This window comes from Caenispirillum bisanense, assembly GCF_039523075.1.
Classification (GTDB): domain Bacteria; phylum Pseudomonadota; class Alphaproteobacteria; order Rhodospirillales; family Rhodospirillaceae; genus Caenispirillum; species Caenispirillum bisanense.
In genome coordinates, this window is record NZ_BAAAEP010000049.1 from 1 (window position 1) to 17,340 (window position 17,340).

The window sequence follows — 17,340 nt, forward strand, 5'->3', positions numbered from 1 at the left end:
TCCCTCGGGGCTTGCAGGCGCGCAAGAAAAGCACTCCGGCGCCCGCATCGCAAGCCTTCGCATCTTACCCCGGCAGGCTGACGCCGGCCGCCGCCAGATGGTCGCGCAGGGTGGCCATCAGGCGGTCGAGCGTCGGCTGATCCGGCGCCTCCGCCCGCGCCACCAGCACCGCCTGGGTGTTGGAGGCGCGCAGCAGCCACCAGCCGCCGTGGGCGTCGACGCGCACGCCGTCGATGTCGTTGACCGCCGCCCCTTCCGCCGCCAGCCGCCGCTTCACCGCGTCGATGACGGCGAACTTGCGCTCGTCGGGGCAGGGGAAGCGCAGTTCCGGGGTGTTGACCATGCGCGGCATGCGGTCGAAGCGGTCGGCGAGCGACCCGTCCAGGCGGCTCAGCACCCCCAGCAGGCGCACGGCGGCATACAGGGCGTCGTCGAAGCCGTACCAGCGGTCGGCGAAGAAGATGTGGCCGCTCATTTCGCCGGCCAGCGGGGCGCCGGTCTCGGCCATCAGCGTCTTGATGAGGGAGTGGCCGGTGCGGCCCATGAGCGGCCGGCCGCCCAGGCGCGCCACCTCGTCGAACAGGGCGCGGCTGGCCTTGACGTCGGCGATGACGATGGCGCTGGGGTGGCGGGCCAGCAGGTCTTCCGCCAGGATCTGCAGGATCTGGTCGCCCCACAGGATGCGGCCGCGGCCGTCGACGATGCCGATGCGGTCGCCGTCGCCGTCGAAGGCGATGCCGACGTCGGCCCCTTCGGCCGCCACCGCGGCGATCAGCTGCTCCAGCGTCTCCGGCTCGGTCGGGTCGGGGTGGTGGGCGGGGAAGGTGCCGTCGATGGCGGCATTGAGCAGCACGTGACGGCCGGGCAGGGCGGCGGCGACGTCGGCCATGACCTCGCCGGCGGCGCCGTTGCCGGCATCCCACACCACCGTCAGCGGGCGGTCATTGTCGCCGTCCCAGTCGGCCAGGATGCGGGCGACGTAGGCGGCGCGGGCCGGGCGGTCGGTGACCGTGCCGGAGCCGACGGCGAAGGCCCCGGCGGCGGCGATCTCGCCCAGCCGGCGGATGTCGGCGCCGAAGAACGGCTTGCCCCGCCGCATCATCTTGAAGCCGTTGTGGTCGGGTGGATTGTGCGAGCCGGTCACCGCCACCGCCACGTCGGCGCCGCTGGTGACGGCGGCGAAATAGAGCATGGGGCTTGGGCCGCAGCCGACGCGGGTGACGTCCAGGCCGCAGTCGGCCAGCCCGCGCACCAGCGCCGCCTCCAGCTGCGGGCTCGACAGCCGGCCGTCGCGGCCGACGCAGGCGGTGCGGCCGCCATCCTCCACCGCGATGGTGCCGAGCGCCCGCCCGAGGGCATAGGCATCGTCGGCCGACAGCGTCTCGCCGACGATGCCGCGCACGTCGTACTCGCGCAGGATGGTGGGATGGAAGGTGTGGCCGGACAGGGTGAGCATGGCGGTTTCCGATGGTGGCGGTGGGCAAGTGTGGGCTCCGCCGCCGTTGCTGCGCAACCCCTCCTGTCCGCCAGCCGGACCCGCCGGAGGGGGCAGGCGGCAACGCGGCGGGGGTAGCCCATGGGGCGGGCTTGGCTGGACAGACACCATGCTTACCCGAGGATTAGAGATGGCTCCAGCAATCACGACAGGATGCTTGCGGTTGAACCTGCCCGGGATGGTGACCCAGGTCCTGTTCTTCTTGGTCAAGACCCGGTCGCCTAAGGAGGCTGCGGCCTAGAGACCGGGGCGGCCCACCATGTCCTCCGGGCGCACCAGGCGGTCGAAGTCTTCCGGCGTCACGTACCCCAGGTCGGCGGCTGCCTGTTTCAGGGTGCCGCCGGTCTTGTGGGCGCGTTTGGCGACTTCCGCCGCCTTGTCGTAGCCGATGTGCGGGTTCAGCGCCGTCACCAGCATCAGCGAGCGGTGCAGAAGGTCGTCGATGCGGGCGCGGTCGGCCTCAATGCCGGTGACGCAGTTGTCGGTGAAGCTGGCGGCGGCGTCGGCCAGCAGGCGGATGCTCTGCAGGCAGGCATAGGCGATCACCGGCTTGAAGGCGTTCAGCTCCATGTGCCCCTGGGCGCCGGCCATGGTGATGGCGACGTGGTTGCCCATCACCTGGCAGCAGGCCATGGTCAGCGCCTCCGTCTGGGTCGGGTTCACCTTGCCGGGCATGATCGACGAACCCGGCTCGTTCTCCGGCAGCATCAGTTCGCCCAGGCCGCAGCGGGGGCCGGAGCCGAGCAGGCGGATGTCGTTGCCGATCTTCATGAGCGAGGTGGCGATGGTGTTGAGCATGCCCGACAGTTCCACCAGCGCGTCGTGGGCGGCCATGGCTTCAAAGGTGTTGGGGGCGGGCTCGAACGGCAGGCGGGTGAGGGTGCGCAGTTCCTCGCAGAACCGGTCGCGGAAGCCCTCGGCGGCGTTGAGGCCGGTGCCCACGGCGGTGCCGCCCTGGGCCAGCTGGAACACCCGCGGCAGGGTGGCGCGCAGGCGCTCCACTGCCAGTTCCACCTGCCGCACGTAGCCGGAGAATTCCTGCCCGAGGGTCAGGGGTGTGGCGTCCTGCAGGTGGGTGCGGCCGATCTTCACGATGTCGGCGAAGGCGATGGCGCGGCCCTCCAGCCCCTCGCGCAGCCGGTCCAGCGCCGGGATGAGGGCGCCGGTCACCTCCTGCGCGGCGGCGATGTGCATGGCGGTGGGGAAGCTGTCGTTGGTGGACTGGCCGCGGTTGACGTGGTCGTTGGGGTGGACCAGCGCCTTGTCGCCCAGGCTGCCGCCCAGGATCTCGGTGGCGCGGTTGGCGATCACCTCGTTGACGTTCATGTTGGTCTGGGTGCCGGAGCCGGTCTGCCACACCTTCAGGGGGAAGTGGTCGGACAACCGGCCCGCCGCCACCTCGGCCGCCGCCTGGTCGATGGCGGGGAACAGCTCGGCCGGCAGGGTGCCGAGGGCGTGGTTGGCGCGGGCCGCCGCCTGCTTCTGCAGGCCGAAGGCGCGGATCAGCGGTTCCGGCATGGTCTCGGTGCCGATGCGGAAGTTCTGCAGCGACCGCTGGGTCTGGGCGCCCCAGTAGCGGTCGGCGGGCACCTCCAGTTCGCCCATGCTGTCGCGTTCGATGCGGGTGGCGGCGGCCATGGAGCCTCCTGTCTGTCTCGGGGGATGGGACGTGCGGCGGTGCTCCTCACCTGGGAGGCCGGCGGCCATGGCTCAAGGCTGGCCGCGGCGCTCCTTCAGCAGGTCACGGATTTCTTCCAGCAGCACCTCGGCATGGGGGCGGGGCGGCGGCTCGGGGGCGGCGGCCGGCACCTCTTCCTTCTGCCGCTTCAAGCGGTTCATGGTGCGCACCAGCAGGAACAGCGCCCAGGCGACGATGAGGAAGTTGAGAATCCGGTTGATGAACAGGCCGTAGTTGATGGTGGGCGCCCCGGCCGCCGTCGCCTCCGCCAGCGAGGCGTACGTGCGGCCGTCGAGGGAGATGAACAGGTTGGAGAAGTCGATGCCGCCGGTCAGGAACCCGATGGGCGGCATGATGATGTCGGCCACCAGGGAATTGGTGATGGCGCCGAAGGCGGTGCCGATGACCACCGCCACCGCCAGCTCGACCACATTGCCCTTGACGGCGAACTCGCGAAATTCCTGGATGATGCTCATGGCCGGCGGCTCCCGGTGGTTGATCGCTCCCCGCAAGATACGCCCCGAAGGCGCAGAGGCTCACGCCTTCTTTTGAGGCAGGCGGGCAGGGGGCGGCGGACAACCGGCGCAGGCTTTACTTCCCTTTAACCGCGCCGGGGGTCATATTGGGCCCTGGTCTGCACCCGAACCCGCGCCCGGACGTGCCCATGGACAACGACATGACCCTCGGCGAGAGCGGTGCTCTCGACGCGATCTACAAGGTTCCCGTCGAGATCTCGGTGGTCCTCGGCAAGTCGTCGCTGCGCGTCAACCAGCTGCTGAAGCTCGGCCGTGGCGCCGTGGTGGAGCTGGACCAGCGCACCAACCAGCCGGTCGAGATCTACGCCAACGAGATCCTGGTCGCCCGCGGCGAGGTGGTGATCACCGAAGGCGACCGCATCGGCGTCACCCTGACCGAACTGGTCAAGTCCATCTACACCCGCTGACCGGCCCCGGCCGTTCCCGCCCCGCCTAGGCTGCCGTCGTGCCGGCCGGCAGGGCGGCGGTGTCGGTTGCCTCGGCGCCGTCGGCTTCGATGTCGGAGTCGCGGGCCACCCGGTCGCGGCCGGCCGCCTTGGCGCGGTAGCAGGCGCGGTCGGCACGGCGGATGAGGGCGTCCATATCCAGCTCGCGCACCCGCGCCGCCGCCACGCCGGCGCTGGCGGTCAGGCGCACCGTCTGCCCCTCGTACCAGATCGGCGACACGGCGATGCCCCGGCACACGGCGGCCACCGTGGCCGCCGCCGCGTCCTCGTCGGCATCGGGCAGCACCAGGACGAACTCGTCGCCGCCGAATCGGACCGCCGTGTCGGACGGGCCGAGGCAGCGGCGCATGACGTCGGCCACATGGTGCAGCAGGGCATCGCCCATGCCGTGGCCGAAGGTGTCGTTCACCGACTTGAACAGGTCGATGTCCACCATCGCCACCGCCACCGGACGGTTCGGCGCCGCCTTGGCCAGGGCGGCGGCCAGCTGCGGCAGGGCGCGGCGGTTGGGCAGGTCGGTCAGCGGGTCGCGGCTGGCCATTTCCTGCGCCTCGCGAAGGGCGCGGCGGGTTTCGTGCAGGCGTTCGGGGGTGGGCAGGGCGATGGCCTTGGGCAGCAGCGGCCAGGCCACCACCGCCGTCGCCACCGACACCGCCGCCGTCACCAGCTTGGCGATGGCCTCCAGCCAGTACAGCGGCTGCCACAGGGTGAGGATGGCGATGAGATGGGTGGTGCCGCAGGCCAGCACGAAGAAGCCGGCCAGGTAGAAGATGCCGCGGAACCGCAGGTCCGGCCGCCGCCGCAGGAACAGGAACAGCGCCGCCGGGATGGAGTAATAGCTGAGGACGATCAGCACGTCGGATAGCAGCATGGTCCACACCAGCGCCGGGTCCCACAGCAGGCACATGCCATGGGGCGCGAACTGGCCGTCGCCGCCCAGGGCCCGCCATACCGCCGCCAGAACCTCACCCATCGGTCCCCTCCTGCCAGAGCCCGACAGGAGCCGGGCGCTGCGTCCGCTACGAAGGCGGATGATCGCGCAACCGCAGGGGGCACGGCAAAGGCCGCGCGGGGCAGTATACTTTATTTCTGCAACAATGCCGGCAAGGGGCCAGGGGGCGTCCTGCGCCCGCCGCAGCGGAGGGTGTCAGCGCCCGGCCATGGCGGGGTCGTCGGCCTCGGCGGTGCGGCAGGTGCTGGCGGCGGCGGCCACCAGCTCGCCGAACTCGCGCAGGAACACCGATCCCTTGACGGTGCGCTGGATGAGCACGCTGCGGCGGTCCTTCTCGTCCACCTTGCGCTTCACCAGGCCGTAGTCGCTCAGGCGGTCGACGGCGCGGGTGACGGCCGGCTTGGAGACGTTCAGCGTCTCCGCCAGGCCGCGCACCGTGTGGGGCGGGGCGGTGATGTAGACGGTCAGCAGCAGCGCCATCTGGCGTGCCGACAGGTCGGGCCCGTCGCGGCGCACGCTTTCGACGATGGCACCGCGCCACAGGTCCAGGGCCTCGACCGGCTTGATGTCCACGCCTCCCCCCTCGCTCCGTGCGGTTGTTCCGTGGGCGGAACCTGTTTAGCGGAGCCGCCGGGCGGGAGCAACGTCAATCGGTACTTGCCGCAACGGTTCAACCGAAGCGGTCGGCGATGAGGGCGTAGAGTGCGCGCAAGGCGAAGGCTTCGCCGCCCACCGGCCGCCCCGGCCGCGCCGTCGGGTTCCAGCCGTACATGTCGATGTGGACCCAGCGGGTGGCGGGGGAGACGAACTCGGCCAGGAACAGGCCGGCGGTGATGGCGCCGCCGAACGGGCTGTCGGAGATGTTGCAGAGGTCGGCGACCTTGCTGTCCAGCTGCTTGCGGTAGCCCTTCCACAGCGGCAGGCGCCACAGCGGTTCGCCGCAGGCGGTGCCGTGGCGGACGAGGTCGGCGGCCAGGGCGTCGTCGTGGGTGAAGAAGGGCACCACCTCCGCCCCCATGGCGACGCGGGCGGCGCCGGTGAGGGTGGCGCAGTCGATCAGCAGCTCCGGCTGTTCGGTATCGGCTTCGGCCAGGGCGTCGCACAGGATCAGGCGGCCCTCGGCGTCGGTATTGCCCACTTCCACCGTCAGGCCCTTGCGGGTGCGCAGCACGTCGAGCGGCCGCATGGCGTGACCGGACACCATGTTCTCCACCGCCGGCACCAGCACCCGCAGGCGCACCGGCAGGCCGGCGGCCATGATCATGCGGGCGAGGCCAAGCACGTTGGCGGCGCCGCCCATGTCCTTCTTCATCAGCTTCATGCCGCTGGACGGCTTGAGGTCATAGCCGCCCGAATCGAAGCACACGCCCTTGCCCACCAGCGTCACCTTGGGGTGGGAGGCATCGCCCCAGCGGAGGTCGATCAGCCGCGGCGGCCGGCTGCTGCCCTTGCCGACGGCGAACACGGCGGGGTAGCCGGCACGCTCCAGCTCCTCGCCGACGGTCACTTCCAGGGTGGCGCCGAAGGCGTCGGCCAGGGCCAGGGCGGCGGCCTCCAGCTCTTCCGGCCCCATGTCGGCGGCGGGGGTGTTGATGAGGTCGCGCACCAGGGTGACGGCGGCGACGTCGCGGCCGACGGCGGTGCGGTCGGCGGCCGCCGGCCACACCAGGGCGGCGCCGGCGGCGGGCGGGGTCGACTTGTAGCGGCTGAAGGCATAGCCGCCCATCTCCCACCCGAAGGCGAGCGCGGTGGCGGTGGCGGCGGCCTCCGGCTCGGGGTCGAGGCGGTAGCAGCCCTTGGGCAGGCTGCCGGGCAGGGCGGCCAGGGCCCAGGCCTCGTCGCCGTCGCCGGTGCCGGCGATCACCCGCGCCAGGGCGCCGTCGCTGCCGGGCAGCAGCACCACGCTGCCGGCCTCGGCCTTGAAGGCGGCGGTGTCGAGCCAGCGGCGGGTGACCTCGTCCTGCTCCGCCCGCCAGGCCTCCAGCCGGGCCGGGCTGATCGGCGTGAGCGGCACCGCGGCGGCGGCGGCCGGCGACGACGGATCGACGAGCAGGGCAGGGGTGAAGCTGTCGGCGGACAAGGCGGATCTCCCAGTCGGGCTTTCGGAAGGGCGGGTCGCCGCAGAAGGTGCCTGTGCTCACCGCTGCGACGGGAGGGCCGGCATGGTGACACCGGCGGGCGGGACGGTCCAGGGCCGTTGCGGCCGCCGTTACGGCGCCGGCTGCGTCCCGGTGCCCTCGGCGGCCAGGGCCTTCATCTCGTCGTAGTAGCGGGCGGCACCGTCGTGCAGCGGCACGCCGGTGTTCTCCATGGCATGGCGGGGATCGAGCAGGCCGCCGCCGGGGTGGCCGCGGCGGTAGAGGTCGAGGCTGACCGGGTGCCACAGCGAGCGGGCGATGCGGTAGGCCCGGTCCTCCGGCATGGCGTCGGTGGTCAGCAGCACGGCGCCGACCGCCAGCGTCGGCACCGCCGCCGACTGGCCGGGGTAGGTGTTGGCGGGGATGGTGTTACGGGTCATGTAGGGGAAGATGCCGGTCAGCTTCTCCGCCATGGCGCCGCTGAGCGGGATGAGCCGCACCGGCGTCGCCTGGGCGAGGTCGGTCACCGCCTGCACCGGGGCGCCGCCGACGAAGAAGAAGGCGTCCAGGTCGCCCGGCGCCAGCTTGTCGGCGGAGGGGCCGAGGCGCAGGTACGACGGCTCGATGTCGGTGGTCTTGAGGCCGAAGGCGTTGAGGATCAGCCGCGCCTCCACCAGGGTGCCGGACTTTTCCTCGCCGATGGACACCCGCTTGCCGCGCAGGTCGGCCAGGGTGCGGATGTCCGAATCGGCACGCGCCACCAGATGGATGCTTTCCGGGTAGAGGTAGGCCAGCGCCCGCAGCCCGGCGAAGGGCTCGCGGCCGCTGAAGATGCCCTCGCCCTTCCATGCCCAGAAGCCGACGTCGGCCTGCACCAGCGCCAGGTCGACCGTGCGCGCCTCCAGCGCCTCCACGTTGGCGACCGAGCCGTTGGTGGAGACGGCGGCGGCGATCAGCCCCGGCACGCCGCAGCTGCCGCCGCGGTCGCAGGGGCGGGAGCCGGGCGGGTTGGAGATGGCGTTGGCGATCAGCCCGCCCATGGGGAAGTAGGTGCCGCCGGTGGGGCCGGTGCCGATGCGGGAGAAATGGACGTCCGGCTCCTCGCTCTGCTGCGCCCGCGCCCGTTCCGCCGCCAGGGCCACCATGGCCACCGCCAGCGTCGCCGCCAGCAGGCGCGCCGCCACCAACAGGGACGACGTCGTCCACGGGCGCAGTCTGCGGGTCGGGTGCACGGTCGATCTCCCCCTTGCCGGACAGCGGGACATGGTCCCACCTTCTGTCTTCGGACCATATGGGTGTGCCACCCCGCCGGGTCCAGCACAATGGGAAAGCCGCCAGCCGATACCATGCGCCGCCTGCCGCCCCTGCCCGAGCCGCCGATGGTCGCCGACAGCCCCTCCCGCCGGCCCGACTCCGTCACTGCCGCCGCTGCCGACGCGGTCGGGCTGGGGCCCTGCCCGCTGTGCGGCCGGCCGATGGTGGAAGGGCCGAGCCTCGACCGCCATCACTGGGTGCCGCGGTCGGAAGGCGGGCGGGAGCAGTCGCTGCTGCACCGCATCTGCCACCGCAAGATCCACAGCGTGCTGGACGAGCGCAGCCTCGCCCGCGCCTACGCCACCCCGGACGCCCTGCGCAGCCACCCGGAGATCGCCCGCTTCCTGCGCTGGGTGGCGCGCAAGCCGCCGGAGTTCATGGACCGCCACCGCCGCGCCCGGCGCTGACCGCTGTCGGCGCATCGCCATTGCCCTTAAGCGGCGTGTGGTGTAGTCCCTGCCCGATCCGCCGCCCGAAAGCCGACCCTGCGATGATCCTGACGCCCATTCCGCTGCCCGACCTGGCCGCCACCCTCGACCGTTTCGACGCCTGCCTGGCCGACGCGCCGCTGGCCCAGGCCGCCTTCCGCCGCATCGCCGCCACCCTGGCGCTGGTGCGCGACGGCGACCTGTCGCTGTCGCAGGACCCGGAGCACACCCGGCAGGCGGTGGCGTTCGCGCGCACCTTCGGCATGGGCATCCTCGACGAGCCGCCGACCGCCGGCTACACCTGGGACGGCCACGCCCTGCGGGTGCGCATGGAGCCGTCGGTGATCATCCACGACGTCGCCCACCTGCAGGTCTGCGCCCCGGAGCGGCGCACGGCGCCCGACTTCGGCCTCGGCGCCGGCCCGGAAACCGGCCTGCGGGCCGAGGCCGACGCCGCCATGAGCGTCTTTGGCGTGGCGCGGGAACTGGAGGAAAGCCTCGCCTCCCTGCTCGGCATCCTGTGGGAGGCGGAGCTGGAGCAGCCGGCCATCTGCGCCTTCCTGGAACAGAACTGGCTGGAAGGCGGCGACAGCCCCCACAACCGCGCCCATTTCGTGAAGATCGTCGACCATCTGGCCGCCCACGGCCTGCTGGATGCCGACGGCCGCCCTACCCGGGCGCTGCGGGAAACCCCCGACGAGGCCTTCCTGACTCCGCTGGCGGCGGCGTGACGGGGGTGTGACGGGGGGCGCGACGGCGCCGCGGCGACTGGCCCATCACATCACCATATAAAGATATCTTTATGTCCCCCTTGCGCAGGGGCGGCGGGCGGGGTATATCCTCCCCAATGCCCAAGCTGGAGGACCCCATGAGCTTCACCGATTACAAGGTCAAGGACATCTCGCTGGCCGATTGGGGCCGCAAGGAAATCGCCATTGCCGAGACCGAGATGCCGGGCCTGATGGCGCTGCGCGACGAGTACGGCGCGGCCCAGCCGCTCAAGGGCGCCCGCATCGCCGGCTGCCTGCACATGACCATCCAGACCGCCGTGCTGATCGAGACGCTGACCGCCCTCGGCGCCGAGGTGCGGTGGTCGTCGTGCAACATCTTCTCGACCCAGGATCAGGCCGCCGCCGCCATCGCCGCCGCCGGCATCCCGGTGTTCGCCTGGAAGGGCATGACGGAAGAGGAATTCTGGTGGTGCATCGAAGCCACCATCGACGGCCCGAACGGCTGGCGCCCGAACATGATCCTGGATGACGGCGGCGACCTCACCCAGATCATGCACGACAAGTACCCCGAGTACCTGAACGACGTGCGCGGCATCTCGGAAGAGACCACCACCGGCGTGCACCGCCTGTACGAGATGGCCAAGAAGGGCACGCTGAAGGTGCCGGCCATCAACGTCAACGACAGCGTCACCAAGTCGAAGTTCGACAACCTGTATGGCTGCCGCGAAAGCCTGGTGGACGGCATCAAGCGCGCCACCGACGTCATGCTGGCCGGCAAGGTGGCCGTGGTGTGCGGCTTCGGCGACGTCGGCAAGGGCTCGGCCGAATCGCTGCGCAGCCAGGGCGCCCGCGTGCTGGTGACCGAAATTGACCCCATCTGCGCCCTGCAGGCGGCGATGGAAGGCTATCAGGTCACCACCATGGAAGAGGCGGCGCCGCTCGGCGACATCTTCGTCACCGCCACCGGCAACCTGGACGTCATCACCCTCGACCACATGCGGGAGATGAAGGACCGGGCCATCGTCTGCAACATCGGCCACTTCGACAGCGAGATCCAGATCGCCTCGCTGCGCAATTACAAGTGGCACAACGTCAAGCCGCAGGTGGACGAGGTGGAGTTCCCCGACGGCAAGCGCCTGATCGTGCTGGCCGAGGGTCGCCTGGTGAACCTGGGCTGCGCCACCGGCCACCCCAGCTTCGTGATGTCGGCCAGCTTCACCAACCAGGTGCTGGCGCAGATCGAGCTGTGGCAGAACGCCGCCAAGTACGACCGTCAGGTCTACGTGCTGCCGAAGACCCTGGACGAGAAGGTCGCCGAACTGCACCTGGCCAAGCTGGGCGTCAAGCTGACCAAGCTGACCCCGGAGCAGTCGGCCTACATCGGCGTGCCGGAAGCCGGCCCGTACAAGCCCGACCACTACCGCTACTGACCGGCCGCCGCCGCGCCGTCCGGCCGGCGGATGCAGGATGCACGAGAAAGGGGCGCCCGCTGCGGCGCCCCTTTTTTCATGTGCCGGTGCCGGTGCCCGTGTCTGCCGCTCAGGGCGTTGCCGGGGCGGAGCAGCGCGGCGCTTCCGGGTTGGTGGTGAGGCGGGCGGTACACAGGCGGATGGTGCCGTCGTTGGAGAGAATCCAGGCGCCGGTCAGCCCGTCCTCCACCTCGCCGGCGGAGACCATGCTCTCGGCGACGGTGGTGGGTTTCATGGGCACGCTCTGGGCCAGCGGCGCCTGCGCCAGGGCAAGCCCGACCAGCACCCCGGCGGCGGCTGGAAGGGCAACGAGAAGTACGCGACGCATGGGGGGCCTCCGCATCATCAGGACCCCCGATAAAACCACCCCACCCGCCCGCCGGGGAGCGTGCGGGCGGGGTAAGCCGGAGGGGATGGGGGCTGAAGGGCGCGGGAGACGGGCGGACGCTCAGACGCTCCCCTTGCGCTCCACCACCAGCACGCGGGCCGGGCCGACCGGGTGGGCGACGTGTTCGTCGCCGGGTTCGGCGAAGCAGGCGGCGCCGGGGCCGAGGCGGCGGATGTGTTCCTCGCCGTTCTCGCGCCAGTGCATGTCGACGGCGCCGTCCAGCACCAGGAACACCTCCGCCCCGTCGTTGACGTGCCAGCGGTAGGGCTGGTCGGTCCAGTGGACCTTGACCGTCACCCCGTCCACCTCGCCCAGCGGCAGGGAGCCCCAGGGGCGGTCGGCGACGAAGTCGCGGCTGTCGGTGAAGCGCATGCGGCGGCCCTCTGCGGCGGGTTGGACGGACGACTCTAGGCGGCCCCTCCCGCTGCCGTCGAGGGCCGTTGTCAGCCGGCCGGCGGGGCGCCGCCGCCGGTGTGGGCGTCCGTTGCGGCCGGCGGCGCCGGGGGTGCGGTGCGGGCGCGCTTGTCCTGGCTGCGCTTGACCACCGACAGGCCGAGCACCGCCAGCGCCCCGCCCCAGATCGGGGTGGTGTCGAGCAGCGCGGCGATGATGGCCGGTGCCTGCGCCGGCTCGTGCACCACCACCCAGGCGACGGCGAGCATGGTCACCAGCCAGCTCAGCGCCACCGCATAGCCGAAGGTGGGGCGCCAGCGGCGCACGTAGGCGTCATCCTCCGCCGGCGGCGGATCGGTGGCGGCGGAGGCGGGGGAGCCGGGGCCGGCGTCGTGGCGCTGCAGCTCGCGCCCGGCGGCACCGACCAGGGCGTCGAGCAGCGGCGCCAGGTCGGCGGCGCGGAAGGGAGGGGCGGTCATGGCGGTCACTCCACGGAGTTGTAGAACAGGTGGCGGCCGATCTCGGCGCAGGGCACCGCTCGCCAGGCCCACGGCGGATGGATGCCGCGGGCGTGGTAGTGGGTGGCGCCGTCGGTGGGATCGGGCAGGGTGCCGGCCACCGCCCGGCGGGCGATGCGCAGGGCCTGGTCGAAGGCGCGGTTGTCGGCGGTGACGGCGAGCAGGCGCGGCCGGTTGGGGTCGGTAGGGTTCCAGCACGAGAACTGCCAGGGCTTCAGGCAGACCTCGACGATGCTGGCCCCCCACCACCACCGCCCGCCGCGGGCGGCGGCGCGGGCGAGCCGGTTGAGGACCACGGCGGCGACGGCTTCCTGCCCGCGCACCGGCTCGCCGCGGGCCTCGCCCCAGACGGTGCGGGCGAGCACCTGCACCGGATCGGCGGCGATGTCGGGCGGGACGGGGGCAAGGGTGAGGGCGGCGCGGCTCATGCCCGTCCTCCCGCCGGACGCGCCGCCTGCTGCTGCACGCCGTCGAGCTTGTGCTCGATGCGCTCCAGGTGGGCGGTGAGGCGCTTTTCCACCTCCCGCAGGTGGGCGAGGGAGGCATAGGACTGCGCCACCTCCAGCTTGTAGGCGGCCAGCGCCTCGCGCTGCTGGGCGAAGCCGCGTTCGAAGGCGCGGCGGTTTTCCTCGGCGTCGGTATCGGCATCGTGCCGGTTGCGCCAGACAAGCCAGAACAGCCCGCCAAGCGCCGGCACCTCCACCGCCGACACCCACCACATGATGTCGAAGGGCATGGGGGTCTCCTGAGGGGGAATGGGGATGGGATGGGGTCGGGGTCAGACCCCGAACTCGCTCTCCGCCTTCCAGCCGCCCGCCGCGCCGCCGCGCCAGGTGCCGGGGCGTTTGGCGGTGGGGGAGGGGGTGCGGGGGAGGCGGACGGGTTCGGCGGCGAGGCAGCCGGCGACGGCGTCCAGGCCGTCGACGCGGCCGCCGCCGCCGGGGCGCCAGTCGCGCATTTCGGCGATGAAGGGCGTCGTCCACACCGACCGGTGGGCCGACAGCGCGCCTGCCGCCAGCACCGCGTCGAAGGCGTCGATGATGCGGGCGTCCTTGTTGCGGCTGGAGGCCACCGGCACCACCGCACAGCGCAGGCCTTCCTCCGCCAGCACCTTCTGCAGCAGGCCGGGCAGGAACTTGCCGACGCCATTGCTTTCCACCCGCACCGACGGCAGGTGGTTGTCGCGCAGGAAGGCGGCGACGGCGCGGCATTGCTGCGTCGCCTCGTCGTCGCCGGCCGAGGCGTCGTGCTCCAGCCAGCGGATGCGGTGCAGGCGGTAGGCGCCGTCCTCGTCGGTGAAGACGCAGGCGACGACGCTGCCGTCGCCCTTGCCGGGCGCCCCGTAGGCCGGGTCCCAGAAGCACGAGGCCGACACCAGCCGCCGCCCGCCGAGGGTCAGCGTCGCCTCGCCGTTGCCTTCGGTATAGACCAGTTCGTCGTCATAGAGCCGCAGGCGGTCGGGGTCGAGGCGGCCGTCGGCGATGTTCACCGGCTCCAGCAGCATCTGGCTGCGGAACTTGTTGGGGCCGGTGCGGCGGCGGATGGCGTCGATCTTCTCCGGCGGGAAGCGGTCCGGCCAGGCGCTGCGGCCGCGGCCGTCCGTCAGCGGGATCTCCAGCCGGTGGAAGCCGTCGAGGAAGGGCCGCGACTCGCCGGCTTCGGGGCGCGGCTCGCGGCCATAGATCGTATAGAAGGTGTGCGGCGTGCCGACGTAAAGCTGCATGCCGCCGGGCACGATGATGTAATCCAGCTCCGACAGCCGCGCCCGCAGGTCGGCGCGCTTCGGCGCCGTGTCGCAGGTGTTGGGCACTTCCACGTCGTCGCACACCACCACGTCGGCGCGGCTGCCGGTGAGGTTGCCGCCGATGCCGCGGGCCAGCATGGAGGGGTCGCGCAGCTCGCCCGGCCGGTTGACAGTGAACTGGTCCGCCGCCCACTGGTCGCGGCGCGGCGGCTTCAGGCCCTTGGTGAGCGGGTGGCGTTCAATGATGCGCTTGACGTTGCGGACCATCTTCTTGGCAAGCGCATGGTCGGCGGCCAGCACCATGATGCGCAGGTCCGGCCAGCGCCACAGCAGCCAGGCGCAGAACAGGCCGACCACGGTGGACTTGCCGGAGTTGCGGAAGGCCATCAGCAGGCATTCGCGTTCCTGCCGCTGCCAGCGCGCCGACAGCCAGCGGGCCATGCGGCGCTGGTGGGCGGGGGTGGAAAGGCCGAGGGCATGGTTCCAGATCCAGGCGAACTCGGGGAAATCCAGCTCCGCCGGCGCGCCGGGGTCAGTCGTCGCGGTCGTCGTCGGGGGCGAAATCGTCATCGGGATCGGCGTCCTCGGTCATGGCGGAGCGGGCGGCGGCGATGAGCCGGGCGAGATCGTCGTCGCCGCCGCCCCCCGCCGCTGCCGCACCCGCCGGCAGGGCGGGCGGAGCGGCCCAGCGCAGCAGCTTCACCAGCACCTCCACATGGGCGAGGGCGGCCTTGCAGGCGGCATGGTGGGCGGCGAAGCCCTTGGCGTCGTCGGGGGCGGCGGTGGCGGAGAAGGCGTCGTAGGCGGCCACCGCCGCCGCCGGCAGCGGCGGCCGGGGGGGGGGGGGGGGGGGCGGGGTGGAGGTTGCCAAGGCTGGGACGGGTGGGCGGCCACCGCCGCCACCGCCCGCTCCGGCAGGCGGGCGGCGAGGGCGCCCTTGAGATCGTCGAGGGTCATCATGCCGTCAGCTCCCGCAGCGCCGCGTCGGGCAGGCGGCGGGGGAAGTGCAGCACCTGCCGGATGTGGCCGGACAGGTGGCGCTGCACGCCGCCGCGCATCTGGTGGCCGATGGCGAGGGTGCGGCCGGCGGCGTCGATGGCGTTGACCAGCCCGCCGTTGGCCAGCGCCGGCCGCCAGGTGGCGCCGTCGACCGCCACCGTCGGGTCGCCGTGGCCGGTGGTCCAGCCGACCGCCATCCGGCGATAGGCCTCCGCCGCCATCAGGCCGTTGGAGGTGGCGCCGGCGGCGTAGCCGACCTGGGTGCCGAAGCCCCAGCCGAGGCGGGAGGAAAAGTCCGGCTGGCGCTGCACTTCGATCACCGTGGCGGTGCCGGCGGAGGTATCGCCCACCGCCAGCAGGGTCTGGCGCGGGCTGGTGGAGGGAAGGTCGCTGCCGAGGCTGCGGAAATCCATGAACAGGGTGCCCTCGGCCCGGTTCCAGAACGGCGCCAGGTCGGGCACCGTCAGCACGTCGCCCTGGCGGGTGACGGCGGCGGCGGCCGTGACGATGCGGCTGGTGGGGTAGGCGCCGGTCTCCAGCTGGGCGTAATCCACCGCCACGCTGTCGCCGGCCGCCGACAGCCGCAGCCCGACCACCGGATCGGCCTGGGAGCGGCTGACCGAGACGCGGGTGAAGCGGCCGGCGGTCAGGCGGCCGGTGACGTCGGTCCAGGTGGTGCCGCCGTCGGTGGTCAGGCTGACGGCGCCGGTCACCACCAGCGGGCGGATGTCGAGGGCGAAGCTCTGCCAGCCGGCCGCCAGGGTGACGCCCTGGGTGACCGTCGCCCCGGCGGCGCCGGCACTGATGCGGCAGGCGCCGCCGGTGGCCCCGTCGGCGCCAACGGCATCCTTGGTGACGGTGGCACCGGATTTTGCCCACACCGCCTGGGTCAGGTCGCGGGACTGGCGCAGGTGGTTGGTCCGCGGCTCCTCCACGCACCAGCCGAGATAGGCGCCGGTGGCGAGGTCGTGGTCGTGGCGCAGGGTGTGGGCCGGCACCTCCTCCACCAGCCCGAGGGCGGTGACGCGGGTGGCGACCGACGGCCGCGACAGGCTGAGGCGTGCCGGCACCAGGCCGGGCCGCGCCGCCAGCACCAGGCCGGGGTAATGCTGCAGGGTGACGGGCATGAACGGGTGTCCTTATGGCTTGGAGGCTGGTCAGACCGCGGCCCATCCGGGCAGCGCCTGACCGGGCGCAACCCCGATGGCGGCGGCGGCGGCGGTGGCGGCGGCGGCGCGGGCGCGGTCGGCGGCCCGCTCCGCCTGCAGGCGGTCGAGCAGGGCGCCGTCGGCGGCGGCCAGGGCCTCGGCGCGGGCGGTTCCGGCGGCGGCGACGGCGGTGGCGACGGCGGCGCTGTTGCGTTCGGTCAGCCACACCAGGGTCTGCGCCTCGGCCGTCCATTGCTGGGTCGCCGCCGCCTCGCCGGCCACGGCGACGGCCGAGGCTCCCCCCCCGCCCCCCGCCCGCTGCCGGCCGTGGCGGCGGCGGCCTGGGCGGCATCGCGGCTGGCCTGGGCCATGATCGCCGCCTCCTGGGCATCGACGGTGGGGATGAGGATCGCCTCCGTCGCCTGCTGCGCCACCTGGGCCGAGGCGGCGGCCTGGGCGGCAGCCGTCTGGGCGGCGGTCAGGCGGGCCTGCACGTCGGCCCGCACCTGGGCGAAGTCGCCGGGGTCGTTGGTCAGGCCGGTACCGGCGGCGTTCCAGCCGATGGCCTTGCCGGGCTGCGGCGTCGGCAGCACCAGGCTGGCGGTGGCCGGATCGGTGGGCGACAGCCGCAGGCAGCGCGACAGGTCCACCTCCAGCTGCTGCAGGGCGGCGGTCTGGAAGTCCAGTTCGTCGTTGACCACCTTGGCGCGGAAGGCGCCGCCTTCCTGGAAGTCGGTGACGCGGCGGATCACCAGCCGGCGCCGCAGGGTGACGCGCACCCCGGCCGCCGGAGCGGTGGCGAAGGTGACGGTGCCGCCGGCCGAGACGCCGGCACCGGCAACGGTGTAGCCGCCGGTCGCCTGGGCATCGTTCAGCCAGACCTCCAGGTCGTCGCTCTTGAAGATGGGAAAGGGGTACGCGAAGTCGCGGACGGTGCCGTTGGCGACGTACTGCACGCGCGGGCGCAGGTCGCCGATCACGATGTGGTCGGTGCTCACGGGCGGGCTCCTCGGCCTGGGACGG

21 protein-coding genes are annotated in these 17,340 nt (G+C 72.5%); 4 read left to right on the forward strand and 17 right to left on the reverse strand.

Annotated elements, in window-relative coordinates; all coding sequences use genetic code 11:
* Positions 1-64: 64 nt before the first annotated feature.
* From pgmG to mscL, 3 genes are all read right to left on the reverse strand, one after another.
* On the reverse strand, positions 65-1,456 hold the full coding sequence (gene pgmG / locus ABD056_RS18010; RefSeq protein ID WP_343868918.1) for a phosphoglucomutase/phosphomannomutase PgmG: 1,392 nt from the start codon (positions 1,454-1,456) through the stop codon (positions 65-67).
* Positions 1,457-1,732: 276 nt separating this feature from the next.
* Entirely contained in the window at positions 1,733-3,133 is a 1,401-nt protein-coding gene (gene fumC / locus ABD056_RS18015) for a class II fumarate hydratase (RefSeq protein ID WP_343868920.1), read from the reverse strand.
* A 72-nt stretch (positions 3,134-3,205) separates the two neighbouring features.
* Positions 3,206-3,649 carry a large conductance mechanosensitive channel protein MscL gene (mscL, locus tag ABD056_RS18020; RefSeq protein WP_343868922.1) on the reverse strand — a complete coding sequence of 148 codons (444 nt, stop codon included), beginning with the start codon at positions 3,647-3,649 and terminating at the stop codon, positions 3,206-3,208.
* 188 nt (positions 3,650-3,837) lie between these two features.
* On the opposite strand from mscL, the gene ABD056_RS18025 reads away from it, so the two are divergent.
* A complete protein-coding gene (locus ABD056_RS18025) occupies positions 3,838-4,116 on the forward strand; it encodes a FliM/FliN family flagellar motor switch protein (RefSeq protein WP_343868924.1) in 279 nt (92 codons plus the stop codon).
* A 25-nt stretch (positions 4,117-4,141) separates the two neighbouring features.
* Here ABD056_RS18025 and ABD056_RS18030 read toward each other — a convergent pair whose 3' ends face one another.
* The 4 genes from ABD056_RS18030 to ABD056_RS18045 all read right to left on the reverse strand — a co-directional run bounded on the left by ABD056_RS18030 (position 4,142) and on the right by ABD056_RS18045 (position 8,417).
* The gene (locus ABD056_RS18030) at positions 4,142-5,128 is read right to left on the reverse strand and encodes a GGDEF domain-containing protein (protein ID WP_343868925.1); all 987 of its coding nucleotides are present in this window, start codon (positions 5,126-5,128) and stop codon (positions 4,142-4,144) included.
* Positions 5,129-5,302: 174 nt separating this feature from the next.
* Positions 5,303-5,680, reverse strand: coding sequence for a MarR family transcriptional regulator (locus ABD056_RS18035; protein WP_343868927.1), 378 nt, complete (start codon positions 5,678-5,680; stop codon positions 5,303-5,305).
* Positions 5,681-5,777: 97 nt separating this feature from the next.
* The gene (locus ABD056_RS18040; protein ID WP_425545058.1) at positions 5,778-7,160 is read right to left on the reverse strand and encodes a leucyl aminopeptidase family protein; all 1,383 of its coding nucleotides are present in this window, start codon (positions 7,158-7,160) and stop codon (positions 5,778-5,780) included.
* Positions 7,161-7,316: 156 nt separating this feature from the next.
* The gene (locus tag ABD056_RS18045; RefSeq protein ID WP_343868931.1) at positions 7,317-8,417 is read right to left on the reverse strand and encodes a TAXI family TRAP transporter solute-binding subunit; all 1,101 of its coding nucleotides are present in this window, start codon (positions 8,415-8,417) and stop codon (positions 7,317-7,319) included.
* A gap of 90 nt (positions 8,418-8,507) precedes the next feature.
* Here ABD056_RS18045 and ABD056_RS18050 point away from each other — a divergent pair, with 90 nt between their 5' ends.
* The 3 genes from ABD056_RS18050 to ahcY all read left to right on the forward strand — a co-directional run bounded on the left by ABD056_RS18050 (position 8,508) and on the right by ahcY (position 11,088).
* Complete coding sequence (locus ABD056_RS18050; RefSeq protein WP_343868934.1) at positions 8,508-8,906, forward strand: HNH endonuclease signature motif containing protein; 399 nt, start codon at positions 8,508-8,510, stop codon at positions 8,904-8,906.
* An 83-nt stretch (positions 8,907-8,989) separates the two neighbouring features.
* On the forward strand, positions 8,990-9,658 hold the full coding sequence (locus tag ABD056_RS18055) for a hypothetical protein (RefSeq protein ID WP_343868936.1): 669 nt from the start codon (positions 8,990-8,992) through the stop codon (positions 9,656-9,658).
* A 137-nt stretch (positions 9,659-9,795) separates the two neighbouring features.
* Positions 9,796-11,088: an adenosylhomocysteinase gene (gene ahcY, locus ABD056_RS18060; protein ID WP_343868938.1), complete on the forward strand. Its 1,293-nt coding sequence runs from the start codon at positions 9,796-9,798 to the stop codon at positions 11,086-11,088.
* 109 nt (positions 11,089-11,197) lie between these two features.
* On the opposite strand, the gene ABD056_RS18065 is transcribed toward ahcY, so the two are convergent.
* The 10 genes from ABD056_RS18065 to ABD056_RS18110 form a co-directional block, all read right to left on the reverse strand.
* Positions 11,198-11,455 carry a hypothetical protein gene (locus tag ABD056_RS18065; RefSeq protein WP_343868941.1) on the reverse strand — a complete coding sequence of 86 codons (258 nt, stop codon included), beginning with the start codon at positions 11,453-11,455 and terminating at the stop codon, positions 11,198-11,200.
* A gap of 120 nt (positions 11,456-11,575) precedes the next feature.
* Positions 11,576-11,887: a cupin gene (locus ABD056_RS18070; protein WP_343868943.1), complete on the reverse strand. Its 312-nt coding sequence runs from the start codon at positions 11,885-11,887 to the stop codon at positions 11,576-11,578.
* Positions 11,888-11,958: 71 nt separating this feature from the next.
* Entirely contained in the window at positions 11,959-12,387 is a 429-nt protein-coding gene (locus ABD056_RS18075) for a 3TM-type holin (protein ID WP_343868945.1), read from the reverse strand.
* 5 nt (positions 12,388-12,392) lie between these two features.
* Positions 12,393-12,854, reverse strand: coding sequence for a cell wall hydrolase (locus tag ABD056_RS18080; RefSeq protein ID WP_343868947.1), 462 nt, complete (start codon positions 12,852-12,854; stop codon positions 12,393-12,395).
* On the reverse strand, positions 12,851-13,162 hold the full coding sequence (locus tag ABD056_RS18085; RefSeq protein ID WP_343868948.1) for a hypothetical protein: 312 nt from the start codon (positions 13,160-13,162) through the stop codon (positions 12,851-12,853). The genes ABD056_RS18080 and ABD056_RS18085 overlap by 4 nt, the downstream gene beginning before the upstream one ends.
* A gap of 42 nt (positions 13,163-13,204) precedes the next feature.
* Positions 13,205-14,740 (reverse strand): phage terminase large subunit, encoded by a 1,536-nt coding sequence (gene terL / locus ABD056_RS18090; protein ID WP_343868949.1) that lies wholly within the window; start codon positions 14,738-14,740, stop codon positions 13,205-13,207.
* Positions 14,703-14,981, reverse strand: a complete 279-nt coding sequence (locus ABD056_RS18095; protein WP_343868951.1) for a hypothetical protein — start codon at positions 14,979-14,981, stop codon at positions 14,703-14,705. Before ABD056_RS18095 ends, terL begins: the two co-directional genes overlap by 38 nt.
* A 145-nt stretch (positions 14,982-15,126) precedes the next feature.
* Complete coding sequence (locus ABD056_RS18100; protein WP_343868953.1) at positions 15,127-16,296, reverse strand: phage head spike fiber domain-containing protein; 1,170 nt, start codon at positions 16,294-16,296, stop codon at positions 15,127-15,129.
* A gap of 30 nt (positions 16,297-16,326) precedes the next feature.
* A complete protein-coding gene (locus tag ABD056_RS18105; protein WP_343868955.1) occupies positions 16,327-16,545 on the reverse strand; it encodes a hypothetical protein in 219 nt (72 codons plus the stop codon).
* On the reverse strand, positions 16,536-17,315 hold the full coding sequence (locus tag ABD056_RS18110) for a hypothetical protein (protein WP_343868957.1): 780 nt from the start codon (positions 17,313-17,315) through the stop codon (positions 16,536-16,538). Before ABD056_RS18110 ends, ABD056_RS18105 begins: the two co-directional genes overlap by 10 nt.
* Positions 17,316-17,340 lie beyond the last annotated feature (25 nt).